This window comes from Paenibacillus sp. Leaf72 (assembly GCF_001422685.1).
In the GTDB taxonomy this organism is placed as follows: Bacteria; Bacillota; Bacilli; order Paenibacillales; family Paenibacillaceae; genus Pristimantibacillus.
This window is the reverse complement of sequence record NZ_LMLV01000031.1, coordinates 210,070-227,916: the sequence shown is the minus strand read 5'-3', so window position 1 is coordinate 227,916 and position 17,847 is coordinate 210,070. Positions and strand designations below refer to the sequence as shown.

The window sequence follows — 17,847 nt, the reverse complement described above, 5'->3', positions numbered from 1 at the left end:
GATGGGGCAGAGTAGAGAAGGTTCACCGTTATTTACAATTTTCAAATATGTGACGCTGGTTCTTGCGCTGTTCGTCGTCTTATTCCCACTGTACTCCATTGTAACCGGGGCGTTTAAGACACAGGTCGAGTATTATCAATCCGGCCTTGCTTTGCCAGCAAACTTCTTGAATTTTGATAATTTTCAAAAGGTGTTCGACATCGGCAAGCTCGGGCTTGGCTTCCGCAATATTGCGATCATTTTGGTCATCGCTGTAGCGGGCAACATTATGTTCGGCACGATGGTGGCGTACGCGCTGGGAAGATTTGATTTTAAGCTGAAAAAGGGAATTATGGGCATGTACCTCGTGGCCCAAGTCATTCCTATGGTTACGACGCAGGTTGCTACATTTAGCGTCATTAAGTATTTCTCGCTTTACAACACGATGGGTGCGCCAATCATTCTTTATTTGGGAGCCGACGTGCTGCAAATCGTCATCTATTTGCAATTCGTCAACAGTATTCCGAAAGATTTGGACGAAAGCGCAATGATGGAAGGCGCTTCACTGTTTAAAATTTATCGCTCGATTATTTTCCCGCTGCTCGGGCCAGCAACAGCGACGCTCGTTATTTTGAAGACGATCTCGATTTACAATGACTTTTACACGCCTTATCTGTATATGCCAAGCCAGAAGCTAAAGGTTGTATCGACGGCTATTTATGCCTTTGTCGGGCCGAATGCCGCTCAGCTGAACGTGATATCCGCGGGCATTTTAATAATTTTCATTCCGACGGTAGCGATTTTCCTCTCGATGCAAAAGTTTATTTTCGCCGGGGTAACGAGCGGTGCGGTCAAATAACAGGGCGATCCAATACAAGGTTAGCGAATTGAAGGGGGAAGCACACTTGCAGCAGTGGAATGAGCAGGTTTTTGGAATGACATGGGGCTGGACGGGAGTTCGTGGTACGTGGGCGGGGCCTGCGGCGGCGGCTTCCATCGCTGAAATGGCCAAGCTGAACGTTAACTGGACGGCGATTGCGTTCGCAGCAGTTCAAGATACGCCGCAATCGACGGAAATTCCATATTGGAGCGAGCCGACGGTTAGTGATGAGGAAATACGCTGGGCGATTCGCGAGGCGAAAAGGCACGGCATTAAAGTATGCCTCAAGCCAGTAGTCAATGTTGGAAATGGCACTTGGCGGGCACATATCGGCTTCTTCGACCAGGATACGCCAGGGGAGCCGAGATGGGGGGAATGGTTCGCTTCCTACGGAAAATTCATTGCCTATTATGCAGCGATAGCCGAGGAAGAGGGCTGCGAAATGTTTTGCATCGGCTGTGAAATGGTCCAGACGGACAAACGCGAGCAGGAATGGCGCGATTTAATTGCCTTGGTACGGACGCTATACAGCGGACCTATTACTTATAACTGCGATAAATATCAGGAAGAGCGAGTGGGCTGGTGGGATGCCGTCGATATTATTTCGTCCAGCGGCTATTATCCGATTGATCAATTCGAGGAGCAGCTTGATCGTATAGAGGCGGGCATTGCGAAGTGGAATAAGCCGTTTTTCTTCATGGAAGCGGGCTGTCCGAGCCGTGATGGCTCGGCTGCAAAGCCGAATGACTGGTCGCTGCCAGGCGCGCCGTCTGAAATCGAGCAGGAGCGTTATTATGAAGCGATGTTTGCTGCTTGTGCCCAGCGCGATTGGATGCTCGGCTACATGCTGTGGGATTGGCCAGCTCAGCTTTACGATGCGAAAGATGCTGCCCGCAACGATGATTATTGCATGTATGGCAAACGTTCGGCAGCGGTCATCCGCGCTTACTATGCCAAGGGACAAGGACAGCCAGTAAGCTAGGGAGGCGAAAGAAAAATGAGCAACGTAACAGGAACGCAAAACATGCTGGATTTTGTAGAGTGGCAAAAATCGCTGACGGAGGAAGTGCGCGAGCAAATTCTTGGCTTCTGGATGAAGCATGCGGTAGATGAGAAGAACGGCGGATTTATTGGACATATGGCAAGCGACGGGTCCATTTCGGAAAATGCAGATAAGGGCCTCGTGCTCAATGCACGGATTTTGTGGTCATTCTCGTCAGCGTACCGCATTTATAAGGAAGCGCCTTATTTGGAATTGGCAGAGCGGGCTTTGGGTGCGCTGCGGGAACATTTTCACGATCAGGAGTATGGCGGTTTGTATTGGATGGTCGATAAGGACGGGCAGCCGGTTCAGACGAAAAAGCAAGTATATGGGCAGGCCTTCGTTATTTATGCGCTAGCGGAATATGTACGGGCTACTGGCAAGCAGGACGTGCTGCCGTGGGCAGAGGAAATTTACAGATTGCTGGAGAAGCATGCCTTTGATCCGGTTCATCTGGGCTATATTGAAGCGCTGGCGCAAAACTGGCAGGAAACGGATGATTTGAGCCTCAGCGGCAAGGATCTCAATGAGCGGAAATCGATGAACACGCATTTGCACGTTCTGGAAGCTTATACGAATTTGTATCGGGTATGGAAGTCGGAAGGGCTTCGCGACAAGCTGAAGACGCTCATAGAGCTGCATTTGGATTACATCATTGATCCGCAAAGTCATCACTTTAAGCTGTTTTTTGATGATGCATGGAACTCCAAATCCCGCCATGTCTCGTATGGCCACGATATTGAAGGAAGCTGGCTGCTGTGGGAGGCGGCTGAAGTGCTGGGCGATAAAGCGCTTGAGGAACGCGTGCGGGAAGCTGCTATTCAAATGGCGCACGTGACGCTTGCCGAGGGCGTAGATGTGGATGGCGGCGTTTATAATGAAGCCGACGGAGACGGACATCTGGATGCAGCGAAGGATTGGTGGCCGCAGGCGGAAGCGATGGTTGGGTTTCTGAATGCTTATGAGCTGACGCAGGAGGAGCGGTATTTGAATGCCGCTTGGGGCAGCTGGCAGTTCATTGCAGCTTGCGTATCCGATAAGGAAACAGGCGAATGGCACTGGCAAGTATCCCGTGAAGGTGTGGCAGACACAAGCTATCCAAAAATCGATCCATGGAAATGTCCGTACCATAACAGCCGGGCTTGCTTTGAAGCTATCGAACGCTTGGAACGAATTAAGATTAATGGCATTAATAATTAATGCGCAAAAATAAAGCAGACATAAATAAGACATGAATAATAAGGAGGCCCTTATGAATCAATGGTTGGAACAGCTTAAAGCAATATCGGATCGGCATGAGCAGCTGCTTCATGCGCCTAATAAACAAGTTCAGCAGTCCAATGGTGTATTTGCAAGATTCGAGCATCCCGTTATTACGAATGAGCACACGCCTCTGTACTGGCGTTATGATTTGGACCCGGAGACTAATCCATATTTAATGGAGCGGATTGGTGTAAATGCCGCTTTCAATCCGGGAGCCATTGAGCTGGGTGGGAAGTTTTATTTGATGGTTCGGGTAGAGGGTGCTGATCGCAAATCCTTTTTCGCAGTTGCTGAAAGCGACTCTCCGGCAGAAGGCTTCCGCTTCTGGGATTATCCCGTACTGCTGCCGGAAACGGAAGATCCGGATATAAACGTGTATGATATGCGGCTTGTGAAGCATGAGGACGGCTGGATTTACGGGTTGTTCTGCACCGAGCGCAAAGATCCGGAAGCGCCAGCTGGCGATACGTCAAGCGCGGTTGCGCAAGGCGGCATTGCCCGCACGAAGGATTTGCGCACCTGGGAGCGTCTGCCGGATCTTGCTTCTCCGTCGCCACAGCAGCGAAATGTCGTGCTGCATCCTGAATTTGTCGACGGCAAATATGCTTTTTATACGCGCCCTCAGGACGGCTTTATTAACACAGGCGCAGGCGGGGGCATCGGCTGGGGCTTGTCAGAGAGCATGAACCCAGCTGTCATCGCCGAAGAAACAATCGTCGACAGCAAGCTTTACCACACGATTAAAGAAGTGAAAAATGGACAGGGTCCAGCGCCGCTAAAAACGGCTGAAGGTTGGCTCCATATTGCTCACGGTGTGCGCAATACAGCGGCAGGACTTCGTTACGTCCTGTATGCGTTCATGACGGATTTGAATGATCCGAGCAAAGTTACGTACGCACCAGGTGGTCATTTGCTTGCCCCGGAGGGAATTGAACGGATAGGCGATGTATCCAATGTCGTATTTTGTAATGGCGCTGTCCAGCTTCCGGGCGGCGAAGTGTACATTTATTATGCTTCCTCCGATACAAGAGTACATGTGGCTGCAACGAGTATCGACCAGCTTGTCGATTATGTGAAGCAAACGCCGCCGGATCATCTGCGGTCCCGGGCAAGCGTCGAGCAGCGCACGGAGCTGATCAGCCGCAATCTCCAATTGATGGAGCAGGCGGAATACGCTTTTCTGCGCCGCAGCTAAGCAAACTAACAAACGATGACGCTGTTAGCATAATTCATGACAATAAAAACAAAACAGCGTCATATTATTTTGCTTTCATAGCGTATATGATTACGATGTAAGCGATACCAAATATGACTCAGGGGGAAACAAAATGAAAAAAAGCTTGGCTTTATCTTCCGCAATTTTATTGATGACTTCCATTCTCGCTGCCTGCGGCGGCAATAATACGCCGGCAGAAAGCGCTCCAGCAGCCTCTGCTTCGGCAAGCCCTAGTGATTCCGCGGCAAGCCCGGAAGCAAGCGCAGCTAGCGAGCTGAGCGGCAAAATTAAAGTTTTGACGCATCGTACCGATTTTCTCAACGATGGGACGCTAGATAAATACGCAGCAGCTTTTAAAGAAAAATATCCGAAAGCTGAAATTGAGTTTGAAGGCTTGACGAACTATGCGACAGACATCCAAGTTCGCCTAACAACGGGCGAAGCAGGCGACGTATTGATGCTTCCGGCTGGACTTGCCGTTTCGGAATATCCGAAATATTTTGAACCGCTGCCGGATGATTTTTTCACCAATACTTTTTTCGCTGACCTGTCGCTGTTCGATGGCAAACGTTATGGATTGTCGACCGGCGTAAATACGCAAGGGATCGTGTATAACAAAAAAGCTTTTGCAGCAGCAGGCATCGATAAAGTTCCAGCTACGCTTGATGAGCTGTATGCGGATGCGGAAAAGCTGAAAGCTGCAGGCATCATTCCACTTTATATGAACTATGGCGCACAATGGCCAATGGGCAACTGGGGTGACGGCTCTGCATGGTACGTTGCGGGCGATCCGCAGTTTGTATCCAAGCTCGTAACAGATGAAGCACCATTCAAAGTGGACAACGCTTGGGGTATTCTTGCCAATATCGGCCGTACTTTCATTGAAAAAGGCTGGGTTGAAAAAGATCTGTCGACAAACAACTGGGAAATGTCGAAAGGCGAGGTTGCATCGGGTAAAGCGGCTATGTACTTCCTTGGCAACTGGGTCATTCCACAAATCGTAGGCGCTGGCGCATCGTCAGACGACATTGGCTTCTTCCCGCTTCCATACGACAATAGCGGCAAATACAATGCACCGCTTGGTTCGGATTATTTGGTTGGCGTAAGCAAAGACAGCAAAAACAAAGAGCTTGCGACAGCTTGGGTCAACTTCTTCGTGAAAGAGTCCGGTTATGTAGAGCAATCCGGATTCATGCCAATCGACAAGTCGGCACAGTCGACAATTGCTCAATTGGCTGAGTTCCAAGCAACTAACCCAACACTGCTGGAAAGCGAAGCTACAGATCCAAAATTCAATGAAATTGCCAATAAAGCGCAAATCGGCATCGGTACTGGCAACTATGTACAAGAGTATCTGGTTGCTGACGATCTGCAAGCAGCTTTCGACAAGCTGAATGCGAAATGGAAAGAAGCTAAAACAGCTTTGGGCTACTAAGTATAGCAGCTTCCACTAGCTGATTTATCTTAATAGAGCAACACAAGTCATAAACAATATATTTATTAGTGTTAAATTAGCGGTAAAATGCATGGCAACCTTGCTTCGGCGGCTCAGTCCCCGGAGTAAGGTTTCATGTGTTTAGCTGACTTTTTTCATTTTCAGGAGGATACGATGAAAGAGCAATGGACGATTGGGAATTGGAGATTTAAGGAACAAGAGCAGGGAGAATGGCTGCCTGCTGCCGTGCCAGGCTATGTACATACGGATTTAATTCAAAATGGCCGGCTGACAAATCCTTTTTACGGAACGAATGAGAAGGACGCGCAGTGGGTGGACAAAAAAGACTGGGAATACGTATCGAGCTTTCAGCCTTCACCGGAGCAGCTTGCTGGGGCGAAGCAGGAGCTCGTGTTCGAGGGCCTCGATACATATGCGGATGTGTATTTGAATGGTTCACATGTACTGGCGGCAGATAATATGTTTCGTACGTGGAGAGTTGATGTTACGGACAGGTTGACAGCTGGCGACAATGAGCTGCGTATTTTGTTCCGCTCGCCGATTAAAGAAGATTTGCCGAAGCTGGCTCAGCTTGGTTATGCGCTGCCGGCACCAAATGATCAATCCGAAGTAGGCGGACTTGACGATAAGAAGATTAGCGTATTTGCCCGTAAAGCCCCCTACCACTACGGCTGGGACTGGGGCCCGCGTTTCGTAACGAGCGGTATTTGGCGTCCCGTATATTTGGAGGGCTGGTCCTATGTCCGGATTACCGATGTATACATCCGTCAGGATGAGGTGCGGGCAGAGCTAGCGAAGCTTACAGCCGTCATTGAACTGGAGGCTGAGCGCGAATGCGATGTCCTGCTGAAGCTGGCAGCATCCGATAATGGCATGTTCAGCGGGCATTCTGCTTCTTTAGCTGCAGGCAAACAGACGATTGAAATTCCGTTTGAAGTTGAAAATCCGCGCCTATGGTGGTGCAGAGGTCTGGGCGAGCCGGAACTGTACACGTTCCAGATCGAATGCTGGCATAGCAATAACGAAGTTCGATATGATTCGCAAAAGGTAACGACGGGACTTCGCACAATCCGGCTCGTTAGGCAGCAGGGCGATGTCGGCACTTCCTTTTATATGGAGCTGAATGGGGTTCAGGTTTTCGCCAAAGGCGCGAATCATATTCCAAATGACAGCTTTACGACGAGAGTCGGCTACGACCGTTATAAACATGAAATCGTAAGCGCCGTACAATCAAATATGAACATGCTTCGTGTCTGGGGCGGGGGCTTTTACGAGGAAAAAGCCTTCTATGAGTTGTGTGATCAATATGGCCTCCTCGTGTGGCAGGATTTCATGTTTGCATGCAGCATGTATCCGGGTGACGAAGCGTTTCTGCGCAGCGTGCAGCTGGAAGCTGAAGATAACATTAGGCGTCTGCGCAATCATCCGTCGATCGCCCTATGGTGCGGCAATAATGAAATCGATACCGCATGGTCGCATTATATTCCAGATGGCGGCTGGGGCTGGAAAAAATCGTACACGCAGGAGCAGCAAACGAAACTATGGGCAGACTATGAGGCGATTTTCCATCGCATTTTGCCAGAAGCTGTAGCGTCCTTGACGGTAGGAATCGATTATTGGCCTTCCTCGCCAATGGTTGATTTGACCGGCGACCTTACGCAGCACTCGGATTCTTCCTCGATTAGCGGAGATATTCATTATTGGGGCGTCTGGCATAATGTAGAGCCATTCGAAAACTATAATCGCTACGTCGGGCGCTTCATGAGCGAATATGGCTTCCAGTCGTTCCCGGAATACAAATCGGTGCGCAGCTATGCGGAAGAGGCGGATATGGAGCTGGAATCCACAGTCATGCTCGCCCATCAGAAAAATGGCGCCGGCAACCGACTCATTAAGCAATATATGGAGATGTATATGTCCGAGCCGAAGGATTTCCCTTCGTTTTTGTATATGAGCCAAATATTGCAGGCAGAGGCGATGAAAACGGCTATTGAAGCACATCGCCGCCGCAAGCCGTATTGCATGGGCTCCTTGTATTGGCAGATGAATGATTGCTGGCCTGTAGCCTCCTGGGCGGGCATGGATTATTACGGTCGCTGGAAGGCGCTGCAATATTATGCAGCACGAAGCTTCGCAGACTGCCTGCTGTCGGTAGACGATCGCAAGGAAACAGGGGAAATCAGCTTCCACATCGTATCCGATCAGCTTGTTCCCGTACGAGGCCAGCTGCGCCTGCGCCTGTACAGCTTTAGCGGTGAGCTGCTGGGCGAGCAAAGTACTCCTGTCCGCGTAACAGCAAATACTGCGGCTAATGTGCTGACGCTTCAGCGCTCCGAGCTGCTTGGAGCTGCCGACACCGCGGCAAGCGTATTGCTGGCAGAGCTGCTGGATGAAGCAGATGGCCACACTCTGGCAAGCGAGCTGCATTATTTTGAGGCAATGAAGGACATTACGCTGGCACAGGCCGAGCTCAAAATAACAGAGTCCGAGCACAACGGCGTTGCACAGTGGACGCTGGAGACGAATACGCTGGCCAAAGGCGTCTGGCTGACATGTGAGCGTGAAGGCCGCTTCAGTGATAATTTCTTTGATTTGCTGCCAGGCACGGTGAAAACGGTCACGTTTATACCGCATGAACTGGGAGATTTCAACGCAGGTGCAAGCACGGGCGGAACAGAGCAGGATAGCCGCGTGACGGCCCGTTCAATGGTCGATTTTATTGTTCAAGCGAATGAATAAATAGCCTGAGCAAAAAATAGCGGCGTTTTTTTTAAAAAAAGAGATGACAGAATGAAGCGCTTTCAGCTATAATGGCTGCATAAGGTTTAAATTTCAATACCGCGTCATGTAAATTGCCCGTTCATTGGCGATTGCAAGCGCGGTTCATTTTCACCAAGTTAAGCGCTATACCTAATCGCTTTTTCATAAAATAGATTAACGGATAGCAAGCTACGCCATGGAAAGGATTTGTGATCATTCGATGTCGATTTATTTTCAAGCAGAGGAAAGTGCACAGCATCGTTTTGGCGACAAAGATACCGCTATTTTGAAGCTGCTGGCCGACCGTTATGTGGGTGCGAATCCGCAGGCAGGATTTATTTTCCGCGCTTTCAACAAAAATGGCGTTTTGCAAAATGCAGAGGGACTGTATGAGCTGGATCTTGCTTCACGGTTTCCTGAGGCAAAACCTGGGCAGCTGAGCTATGGAGCAGGGCTCGTATGGAGCGATGAGGAGCGCAGCTTGGATATTAATGTACGCTGCCTTGGTCCTGTGAGACTGTATTTCAATGGCGAGCTAGTTTTTCGTTCGAATGTAATAGAGGAAATTAGCCCGGATGCAACGGTTAAGCTGAGTCTAGTATTTGCAAAGGGCTGGAACAGCTTATGGCTGTCGATGACTTGCACGCCAGCGGGCTTCGGCTGTCAAATCGGCTCCGACGAGGCCAAAGTAAGGATCATGAATGTTCGTGCACCATTCGAGGAGCGTTATGGGCAGTCGGGATGGATTTTCTCGCAGCCGGTTGATTCAGCCCTTGAGGCCGGCAAGCGGGTAGAAGTGGCGCAGCCGGATTTAATGGGATCACAGCAGCAGGAGCCGGGTCTGGACTGGCTGCCGGTTATCGATTGGACAGAGGAGGAGCGCAGCCTTGGCCAGCTGGAGCGGATTTTCGGAGAGCAGCATGGCAAAGCTGCCTATGCGTGGACGACATTGTATCAGCCGCTGCCTGGGAAACAAGCAGTCGTGCTTGAAGGCGAGTCCTCTGGCGAGCTTACCTTGTGGCTTGAAGGAAAACAGGTAGGTGAAAGCACAGCGGCAGGATCGTTTCGCATTGAGCTTTTGCTGGAAGCTGGCAAGCATCATTTCGTAGCTCGCAGCGTGTGCGGCCAGCAGTCTTGGGGCTTTGAGCTGACGGCGGCTAACGCCAATGATGGCAGCGCTGTCACAATGAGCCTGCCGCAGCAAGTGCATGGTTCGGGAGCAGGACAATGGCTATATGTCGGGCCGTTTGAAGCTGGGGCGGCTAACCCTACATGGGAGCAGCTTGTTCGCACGGATTGCCTATATGCTCTAAACAAGGCATCGCAGCCTGTTCAGCAGGGACAGATGTTGCACACCTACTGGCAGCTCGACCAACCGAACACTTGGGTACGTCCTTATTACGAAAATGCCATGCTAAGCAATAAATGGACAGTCGGTACGGTATCCAATTATGCGCGGTGGGATTATCCGCTTGGCGTCACGATATACGGCTTGCTGCAAACCGGTCGTTTTCTGGATCGTCCAGATATCGTCAGCTATGCGACTCAGCATGTTGAGGCATGTACGGAAATGTACGACTATTCCTTCTGGGATCGTGAGCAATATGGGTTCCCAGCCATTAATCAGCAGCTCGTCATGATGAAAATGCTCGATAATTGCGGCTCATTCGGCTCGGCTATGCTGGAGTCTAGACAAGGGCTCGCTACTGCAAGCGTAGAGCCAATTGCCGAGCGCATCGCTGATTTTATGCTAAATAAGCTGGAGCGCAAGCCCGATGGCGCATTTTATCGCACCTGCGAGGGCGAGTATGCTGCCAATACGATGTGGGCCGATGATTTGTACATGAGTACGCCATTTCTGTGCCGCTATGCTCGCTTAACGGGCAATCGGGAGGCGCTGGATGAAGCGGCGAAGCAATTTTTGCGCTTCAAAAACTATTTGTTTATGCCCGGTGAGAAGCTAATGTCCCATGTGTATGATTTTAAATATGACAGGGCGACAGGCATCCCTTGGGGGCGGGGCAATGGCTGGACGATTTTTTCACTGACAGAAGTGCTGGAAGCTTTGCCTGCGGCTCATGAGCTGCGCGATGAACTGCTGGACTTCTTTAATGAGCTATGCGAAGGCTATGCCGCTCGTCAATCAGATCGCGGCTTATGGCATCAGGTAGTCAATCGTCCAGATACTTATTTGGAGGCGTCCTGCACGGCAATGTTTGCTTATGGCTTCGCTCGGGGCGTTCGCTTCGGCTGGGTGAAGCAGCCAGCCGCTATCACGAATGCTGCGTTCCGTGCATGGGATGGCTTGACGCGTTACGCCATTGACCGGCAGGGCAATGTGCATGGCGTATGCAGCGGCTCGCGCTACGCTTTCACAGCGGATTATTATGATCAGGATTTGCGGACGGTTGTCAACGACAATCACGGCATTGGCATTATGATGCTTGCCGGCACAGAAGTTGCCAAGCTGAAGCGGCATTTGCAAACGCAAACAAACGACGATAACGCAAAATAAGATGTGGTAAAAGCAAGGCCAAAAGAAAAAACTTGTCAGCGGCTCTATGTTGTAGTAGCCTATGGGAGAAGCGCTTAATCTAAAACATTAGGCGCCATTCCTCTGGTGAGTTAAGCGCTTAATCCAAAGCATAGAACGAGCAGAAGCAAACTTATTATAACTGTGGTGAAAAGGATAAAATCATACATTTGCGATAGGAGGAAATGGGCATGACGACGATTCGACTGACGATGGCGCAAGCGCTGCTGCGGTTTCTGGATCAGCAATACATTTCGGTAGATGGCGAGGAAACGAAGTTCGTTGAAGGGGTATTCGGCATCTTCGGTCATGGCAATGTGACCGGCATGGGAGAGGCGCTGGAAAGAAGCGCAGGCAGCCTGACCTTTATTCAAGGCAAAAACGAGCAGGGCATGGTGCATACAGCAGCAGCCTTCGCCAAGCAGCGTAACCGCAAGCAGATTTATGCCTGCACGACCTCGATAGGCCCAGGTGCCCTGAACATGGTAACGGCTGCGGCAACAGCGACCGTTAATCGCATTCCGGTGCTGCTGCTGCCCGGCGATAACTTCGCTTCGCGCCAGCCGGACCCGGTGCTGCAACAGCTTGAGGTAAGCAGCGACTATACCCTTTCGGCTACGGATTCCTTCAAGGCCGTCAGCCGTTACTGGGACCGCATCGTTCGTCCAGAGCAGCTGATTACCGCAGCGCTGCAAGCGATGCGCGTGCTCACAGATCCGGCAGAGACTGGAGCGGTTACGCTCGCGCTGCCGCAGGATGTGCAGGCGGAGGCTTATGACTATCCAGAAAGCTTCTTTGCAAAACGCGTGCATTATGTTGACCGCCGCGAACCGACGAAAGATGCGGTAGCCCGTGCAGCAGAGCGCATTGCAGCGAGCAAGCATCCGCTTATCGTAGCAGGAGGCGGCGTCTTGTATGCGTCTGCGACCTCCGAGCTGCAAGCCTTCGCCGAAGCTTTCGGCATTCCGGTTACGGAAACGCAGGCCGGAAAAAGCGCATTCGATTGGCGCCATCCGCTGTATGCAGGAGCCATTGGCGTCACCGGCGCGCTGGCAGCGAATGAATGGGCCAAACAGGCTGATCTGGTTATTGGCGTCGGCACGCGCTACTCGGATTTTACAACCGCCTCCAAGTCCGCATACGCGAACCCGGATGTGCAGTTTATCAACATTAACTTAAATGGCGCTGACGCAGCGAAGCTGGGCGGTGAAGCGGTAATTGCCGATGCCCGCACTGGTTTGCAAGCGCTGCAAAGTGCGCTGCAAGCAGCGAATTACAAGAGCAGCTACACCGATGCGGAAGTGGCGCAGCGCAAAGCGGCTTGGGATGCAGAGGTTGATCGTCTTTATAAGGAAGAGCATGAAGGCGGCTTCTCCCAAACCCGCGCGCTCGGCGTTATTAATGAAACGATTGATTCGTCTTCCGTCGTCGTTGGCGCTGCCGGAAGCCTGCCCGGCGATTTGCACCGCTTATGGCGTTCGACCGAGCCGAAAACATATCATATGGAATATGGTTTTTCCTGCATGGGCTACGAAGTTAGCGGCGCTTTCGGAGCAGCACTCGCCGAGCCGCAGCGCGAGGTGTATGCGATGGTTGGCGATGGCAGCTACTTGATGCTGCATTCCGAGCTGGTGACGAGCTTGCAGGAACAGCGCAAGTTTACGATATTGCTTTTTGACAATCATGGGTTCCAGTGTATTCATAACTTGCAGCGCGAGCATGGCAGTGATGGCTTCGGCAATGAGTTCCGCTACCGCGAAGCGAGCACAGGCAGATATACCGGACAGCCGCTGCCGATTGATTTTGCTGCCCATGCCCGCAGTCTTGGGGCCAGTGCATACAAAGCAACCAATGCGGAGGAGCTGCGTGAGGCTTTGCTTCAGGCGAAACAGGAAGAGCGCACGACGCTGATCGAAATTAGCGTATTACCGGGCACGAACTCCGGCGGCTATGAATCCTGGTGGCATGTTGGCGTTCCTGCTGTATCAGAGAGCGACAAAGTTCTCAAGGCGCATGAAGCGATGCAGGCAAAGCTCAGCAAGGCAAAGCAGCTGTAACAGGTTGATCCTATTTTTGAATAAGGAGCTGGGGTAAGCGATGAAGCCATTTACATTTTCACTCGGCATTCACCCGATTAACTGGGTTGGCGAGGATGTACGGGAGCATGGGGCGGATACGACCTATGAGCAGATTTTGGATGATATTCAGCGGCTGGGGCTGACCGGAACGGAAATGGGGCGCAAATATCCGGCCGACACTGCCGTATTGCGCGAGGAATTGGGCAAGCGAGGCATTCAGCTCGTGTCCCAGTGGAAATCGGTGCTGTTCTCTGATCCCGCTTACCGCGAGGCTGAGCTTGAGGGCTACCGAAAGCATGCCGAGTTTTTGCAAAGCATGGGGAGCAAGGTCATTAGCACGGCTGAGGTTGGCGGCTCGCTGCATTTTGATCCGCGGCGTACGCCGAATGAGACGGAAGTGCTGCGGCTGGATGAAGCGGGCTGGCAGTCGCTGGCGACAGGCCTTAACGCTGCCGGAAAAATAGCGGCTGAATACGGCTTAAAGCTGGCTTACCATCATCATGGCGGAACCGTAGTTGAGCAGCCGGAGGAAATCGACAAGCTGATGGAGCTGACGGACCCGGCCTATGTGCACCTGTTGTTTGATACAGGTCATGCTTATTATGGCGGAGCGAAGCCGCTGGATGTGCTGAATAAACATTATGACCGCATCGCATATATTCATTTGAAAGATATTCGCCAGTCAGTACTCGATGAAGCCCGCTCAGAGCAGGCCGATTTCGTCACTTGTATTCGCAAAGGCGTATTTACGGTGCCGGGTGACGGCTGCCTTGATTTTGCGCCAGTTATTCAGGAGCTCACGGCTCGCGGCTATAACGGCTGGGCGATGCTTGAAGGCGAACAGGACCCTGCGACTCATAATCCCTATGAATATGCGAAGAAAGCGATTGGTTACTTAACTTCGTTAAGGTGAAACGGCTGTCACCGTCCTTTGGCGGCTAAGCTACCGTTTCGAAGGTGAAATATAAGCAGATGATACGTGTGAAACTTATACATGCTTATATTTTAAATAAATCTAATTAAGTATTTCATAACATTAAATAACTTTAGGAGGTGGGCCCTCGAATGGCTTATATCACTTATGACGCAGCGAAGCCGCTGGATTTTACGGCCATTGGCCGCTTGTGCATCGATCTGAACGCGAATGAAGTTAATCGCCCGATGGAAGAGACCATGACGTTTACCAAATACGTTGGAGGCTCTCCGGCGAATATTGCGATTGGCATGTCCCGTCTCGGGATGAAAACATCGTTTATCGGCAAGGTTGCCGATGACCAAATGGGCCGTTTTATTACGACGTATTTGGAAAATAATCAAATTGCCACCTCGGGCGTCGTTACGGATGACAGCGGTGCAGTGACAGGGCTTGCTTTTACCGAAATTAAAAGTCCGTCGGAATGCAGCATCTTAATGTACCGCGACAACGTCGCTGACCTGTTGCTTAAGCCGCAGGAGGTTAGCGAAGAGCTGATTGCCCAGTCTAAAATGCTCCTTATCTCGGGTACGGCGCTGGCGCAAAACCCTTCACGCGAAGCGGTGTTCCTGGCCATCGATTATGCCCGCAAGCATGGCGTCGTTATTGCCTTTGATCTTGACTACCGTCCATATACGTGGAACTCGCCGGAGGAAACGGCGATCTATTACAACCTGGCTGCTGAAAAATGCGATATTATTATGGGTACTAGAGAAGAATTTGACAATATGGAAACATTCGAGCCTAATCCGGAGCGTGATGACCATGTGACCGCAGCGAAATGGTTTAATTATGCCGCACAAATTGTCATAATCAAGCATGGCAAGGACGGCTCCATTGCTTACACGAAGGATGGCGCTTCGCACCGGGCCAAAAGCTTCCCTGCCAAAGTCATTAAAACGTTCGGAGCAGGCGATTCGTATGCGGCAGGCTTTTTGTACGGCAGCATGCAGGGCTGGTCGATTGAGAAAAGCATGGAGTTCGGCAGCGCCGCTGCATGTATCGTCATTTCCAGCCACAGCTGCTCTGACGCTATGCCGTCCGCCGAGCAGGTTCAAGACTATATTGACCGCTGCAACCGCGGCGAAATCATCATTTAATTTTAAAACAGAGAGGATTGAGTGGATATGACAGCAACATTAAGCAATTGGATTGGTGGAAAATGGGTAGCCTCCGTATCACAGCAGACAGAAGCCGTTTACAATCCGGCAACGGAAGAGGTGCTGGCTTATGTGCCGCTATCTTCGAAGGAAGATGTGGAGCAGGCTGTAGCCAATTCGAAGGAAGCATTCACTTCATGGAGCCGCACACCTGTACCGAAACGGGCACGCGTATTGTTCAAATACCAGCAGCTGCTCGTTGATCACTGGGAAGAGCTGGCACAGCTTGTAACGAAAGAAAACGGCAAAAGCTACGCCGAAGCTTATGGCGAAGTGCTGCGCGGCATTGAATGCGTCGAATTTGCGGCGGGTGCGCCTAATTTGATGATGGGCAAGCAGCTTCCTGACATTGCGACTGGACTAGAATCTGGCATGTACCGCTATCCGATTGGCGTAATCGGCGGTATTACACCGTTTAACTTCCCTATGATGGTGCCATGCTGGATGTTCCCGCTTGCGATCGCCTGCGGCAATACGTTCGTGCTCAAGCCATCGGAGCGGACGCCGCTGCTTGCGAATCGTCTTGCTGAGCTTTTCCAGGAAGCGGGTCTTCCGGCTGGCGTGCTGAACATCGTTCATGGTGCGCATGATGTCGTTAACGGCTTGCTGAAGCATCCCGATGTAAAAGGCATTTCCTTCGTTGGCTCGCAGCCGGTAGCGGAGTATGTCTATCGCACAGGAACGGCGGAAGGCAAACGCGTTCAAGCGCTCGCTGGCGCGAAAAACCATTCCATCGTTATGCCGGATGCCGACCTTGATCTGACGGTTAAAGAAATTACGAACGCTGCCTTCGGCTCGGCAGGCGAGCGCTGCATGGCTTGTGCGGTTGTCGTCGCTGTCGGTGACGTGGCTGACAAACTCGTAGCCAAGCTTCTGCAAACAGCGGATTCGCTAACGATTGGCAACGGTTTGGGGGAAGGTATTTTCCTCGGTCCGGTCATTCGTGGACCACATAAAGAGCGGACGCTTCGCTATATTGAAATCGGCGAGCAGGAAGGCGCAAAGCTGCTGCGCGACGGACGCAAAGATGCTGCGGCTGCGGCAGATGCGAAGGGCTATTTTGTCGGCCCGACCTTGTTTGACGGCGTACAGAAGGAAATGACGATCTGGAAAGATGAGATTTTCGCTCCGGTACTGGCGATTGCACGGGTTGCGACGCTGGAAGAAGCGATTGAGCTTGCTAATGCGTCGGATTTTGCAAATGGCGCCTGCCTGTTCACGAAGGATGGCAGCAACGTCCGTACATTCCGCGAAACGATTGAAGCGGGCATGCTCGGCGTCAACCTTGGCGTACCAGCGCCAATGGCGTTCTTCCCTTTCTCTGGCTGGAAAAAATCATTCTACGGCGATCTGCATGCCAACGGCACAGATGGCGTCGAATTTTATACGCGCAAAAAAATGGTGACCGCTCGTTGGTAGCCTGATAGGTAGCTTATTGAAAAACGGATAATCGCATAAAGGAGACCAATCAAAATGGTACAAAAAATTAAAATCGGCATTATCGGCGCAGGCCGCATCGGAAAAATCCATGCCGACAACTTGCTGCGGCTCCCGCAGGTGGAAATTGCCGCAATCAGCGATTTGTTCGCAAACGCGGAGCTGGAAGCATGGGCTGCTGAACGCGGCATCGCTACCGTTACGAAAGACAGCGCTGCGCTTATCGCAGACCCAGCAATTGACGCCATTTTCATTTGCTCTTCAACAGATACACATGTGCCGCTTATTAAACAAGCTGCGGAAGCAGGCAAGCATATTTTTTGCGAGAAACCGGTCAGCATGACGCTTTCACAAACAGAGGAAGCAGTCGAAGCGGTACAGAAAGCGGGCGTAAAGCTGCAAATCGGCTTTAACCGCCGCTTTGACCACAACTTTAAACGGATTCGCGAGCATGTGGAACAGGGAACGATTGGCGAGACGCATATTATAAAAATTACGTCGCGCGATCCGAACCCGCCTCATAAAGATTACATCAAGGTGTCCGGCGGTATTTTCATGGATATGATGATTCATGATTTTGATATGGCCAGATTTTTGGCAGGCAGCGAGGTTGAGGAAGTTTTCGCGCAAGGCAATGTTCTCATTGATCCTGTATTCGCGGAATGCGATGATCTCGATACTGCGATTGTGACGCTGCGCTTTCAAAACGGGGCGCTTGGCGTAATCGACAACAGCCGTCAAGCCGTATATGGCTACGATCAGCGTGTCGAGGTATTCGGCTCCAAGGGCAGTGCCGCCGCAACGAATGATCACCCGAATACAGCGGAAATTAGCACAGCCGAGGGCATTGTGCGGGATAAGCCGCTGCACTTCTTCCTTGAACGTTACAATGCTGCTTATGTAGAGGAAACCCAGTTGTTTATCGAAGCGCTGCTGCTGGATAAGAAGGTAAAGGTCGATGGTCACGATGCGCTGCAAGCCGAGCGGATTGCAAGAGCGGCGAAGCTGTCAGTAAAGCTTAGACGGCCAGTGAAGCTAAGCGAGCTGCACGAGCTTACGTAAGTAGACGG

Annotated in this window: 12 protein-coding genes; all 12 read left to right on the top strand. The window is 51.3% G+C overall.

The features are described 5' to 3' along the window. Position 1: 1 nt before the first annotated feature. The 12 genes from ASF12_RS24375 (at position 2) to iolG (ending at position 17,839) form a co-directional block, all read left to right on the top strand. Positions 2-838 carry a carbohydrate ABC transporter permease gene (locus ASF12_RS24375; protein WP_056040449.1) on the top strand — a complete coding sequence of 279 codons (837 nt, stop codon included), beginning with the start codon at positions 2-4 and terminating at the stop codon, positions 836-838. Between the two features lie 76 nt (positions 839-914). Then, complete coding sequence (locus tag ASF12_RS24370) at positions 915-1,841, top strand: glycoside hydrolase family 113 (RefSeq protein WP_056040841.1); 927 nt, start codon at positions 915-917, stop codon at positions 1,839-1,841. Between the two features lie 15 nt (positions 1,842-1,856). After that, on the top strand, positions 1,857-3,101 hold the full coding sequence (locus tag ASF12_RS24365; protein ID WP_081419014.1) for an AGE family epimerase/isomerase: 1,245 nt from the start codon (positions 1,857-1,859) through the stop codon (positions 3,099-3,101). Between the two features lie 52 nt (positions 3,102-3,153). Then, a complete protein-coding gene (locus ASF12_RS24360) occupies positions 3,154-4,359 on the top strand; it encodes a glycoside hydrolase family 130 protein (protein ID WP_056040447.1) in 1,206 nt (401 codons plus the stop codon). Positions 4,360-4,492: 133 nt separating this feature from the next. Further along, positions 4,493-5,815, top strand: coding sequence for an ABC transporter substrate-binding protein (locus ASF12_RS24355; protein WP_056040445.1), 1,323 nt, complete (start codon positions 4,493-4,495; stop codon positions 5,813-5,815). Positions 5,816-5,989: 174 nt separating this feature from the next. Continuing rightward, a complete protein-coding gene (locus ASF12_RS24350; protein WP_056040443.1) occupies positions 5,990-8,575 on the top strand; it encodes a beta-mannosidase in 2,586 nt (861 codons plus the stop codon). A 217-nt stretch (positions 8,576-8,792) separates the two neighbouring features. Next, complete coding sequence (locus ASF12_RS24345) at positions 8,793-11,111, top strand: glycoside hydrolase family 88/105 protein (protein ID WP_235533266.1); 2,319 nt, start codon at positions 8,793-8,795, stop codon at positions 11,109-11,111. A gap of 209 nt (positions 11,112-11,320) precedes the next feature. Next, positions 11,321-13,186 (top strand): 3D-(3,5/4)-trihydroxycyclohexane-1,2-dione acylhydrolase (decyclizing), encoded by a 1,866-nt coding sequence (gene iolD, locus ASF12_RS24340; protein WP_056040439.1) that lies wholly within the window; start codon positions 11,321-11,323, stop codon positions 13,184-13,186. 40 nt (positions 13,187-13,226) lie between these two features. Next, entirely contained in the window at positions 13,227-14,120 is an 894-nt protein-coding gene (iolE, locus tag ASF12_RS24335; RefSeq protein ID WP_056040437.1) for a myo-inosose-2 dehydratase, read from the top strand. 152 nt (positions 14,121-14,272) lie between these two features. After that, positions 14,273-15,280, top strand: coding sequence for a 5-dehydro-2-deoxygluconokinase (gene iolC / locus ASF12_RS24330; RefSeq protein WP_056040435.1), 1,008 nt, complete (start codon positions 14,273-14,275; stop codon positions 15,278-15,280). 27 nt (positions 15,281-15,307) lie between these two features. Continuing rightward, the gene (locus ASF12_RS24325) at positions 15,308-16,759 is read left to right on the top strand and encodes a CoA-acylating methylmalonate-semialdehyde dehydrogenase (RefSeq protein WP_056040433.1); all 1,452 of its coding nucleotides are present in this window, start codon (positions 15,308-15,310) and stop codon (positions 16,757-16,759) included. A gap of 54 nt (positions 16,760-16,813) precedes the next feature. Beyond that, a complete protein-coding gene (iolG, locus tag ASF12_RS24320; protein ID WP_056040431.1) occupies positions 16,814-17,839 on the top strand; it encodes an inositol 2-dehydrogenase in 1,026 nt (341 codons plus the stop codon). The last annotated feature ends 8 nt before the right edge of the window (positions 17,840-17,847 follow it).

Coding starts and splice junctions, on each gene's coding strand:
- ASF12_RS24375 (WP_056040449.1), top strand. CDS start 2: ATGGGGCAGAGTAGAGAAGGTTCACCGTTATTTACAATTTTCAAATAT.
- ASF12_RS24370 (WP_056040841.1), top strand. CDS start 915: ATGACATGGGGCTGGACGGGAGTTCGTGGTACGTGGGCGGGGCCTGCG.
- ASF12_RS24365 (WP_081419014.1), top strand. CDS start 1,857: ATGAGCAACGTAACAGGAACGCAAAACATGCTGGATTTTGTAGAGTGG.
- ASF12_RS24360 (WP_056040447.1), top strand. CDS start 3,154: ATGAATCAATGGTTGGAACAGCTTAAAGCAATATCGGATCGGCATGAG.
- ASF12_RS24355 (WP_056040445.1), top strand. CDS start 4,493: ATGAAAAAAAGCTTGGCTTTATCTTCCGCAATTTTATTGATGACTTCC.
- ASF12_RS24350 (WP_056040443.1), top strand. CDS start 5,990: ATGAAAGAGCAATGGACGATTGGGAATTGGAGATTTAAGGAACAAGAG.
- ASF12_RS24345 (WP_235533266.1), top strand. CDS start 8,793: ATGGAAAGGATTTGTGATCATTCGATGTCGATTTATTTTCAAGCAGAG.
- iolD (WP_056040439.1), top strand. CDS start 11,321: ATGACGACGATTCGACTGACGATGGCGCAAGCGCTGCTGCGGTTTCTG.
- iolE (WP_056040437.1), top strand. CDS start 13,227: ATGAAGCCATTTACATTTTCACTCGGCATTCACCCGATTAACTGGGTT.
- iolC (WP_056040435.1), top strand. CDS start 14,273: ATGGCTTATATCACTTATGACGCAGCGAAGCCGCTGGATTTTACGGCC.
- ASF12_RS24325 (WP_056040433.1), top strand. CDS start 15,308: ATGACAGCAACATTAAGCAATTGGATTGGTGGAAAATGGGTAGCCTCC.
- iolG (WP_056040431.1), top strand. CDS start 16,814: ATGGTACAAAAAATTAAAATCGGCATTATCGGCGCAGGCCGCATCGGA.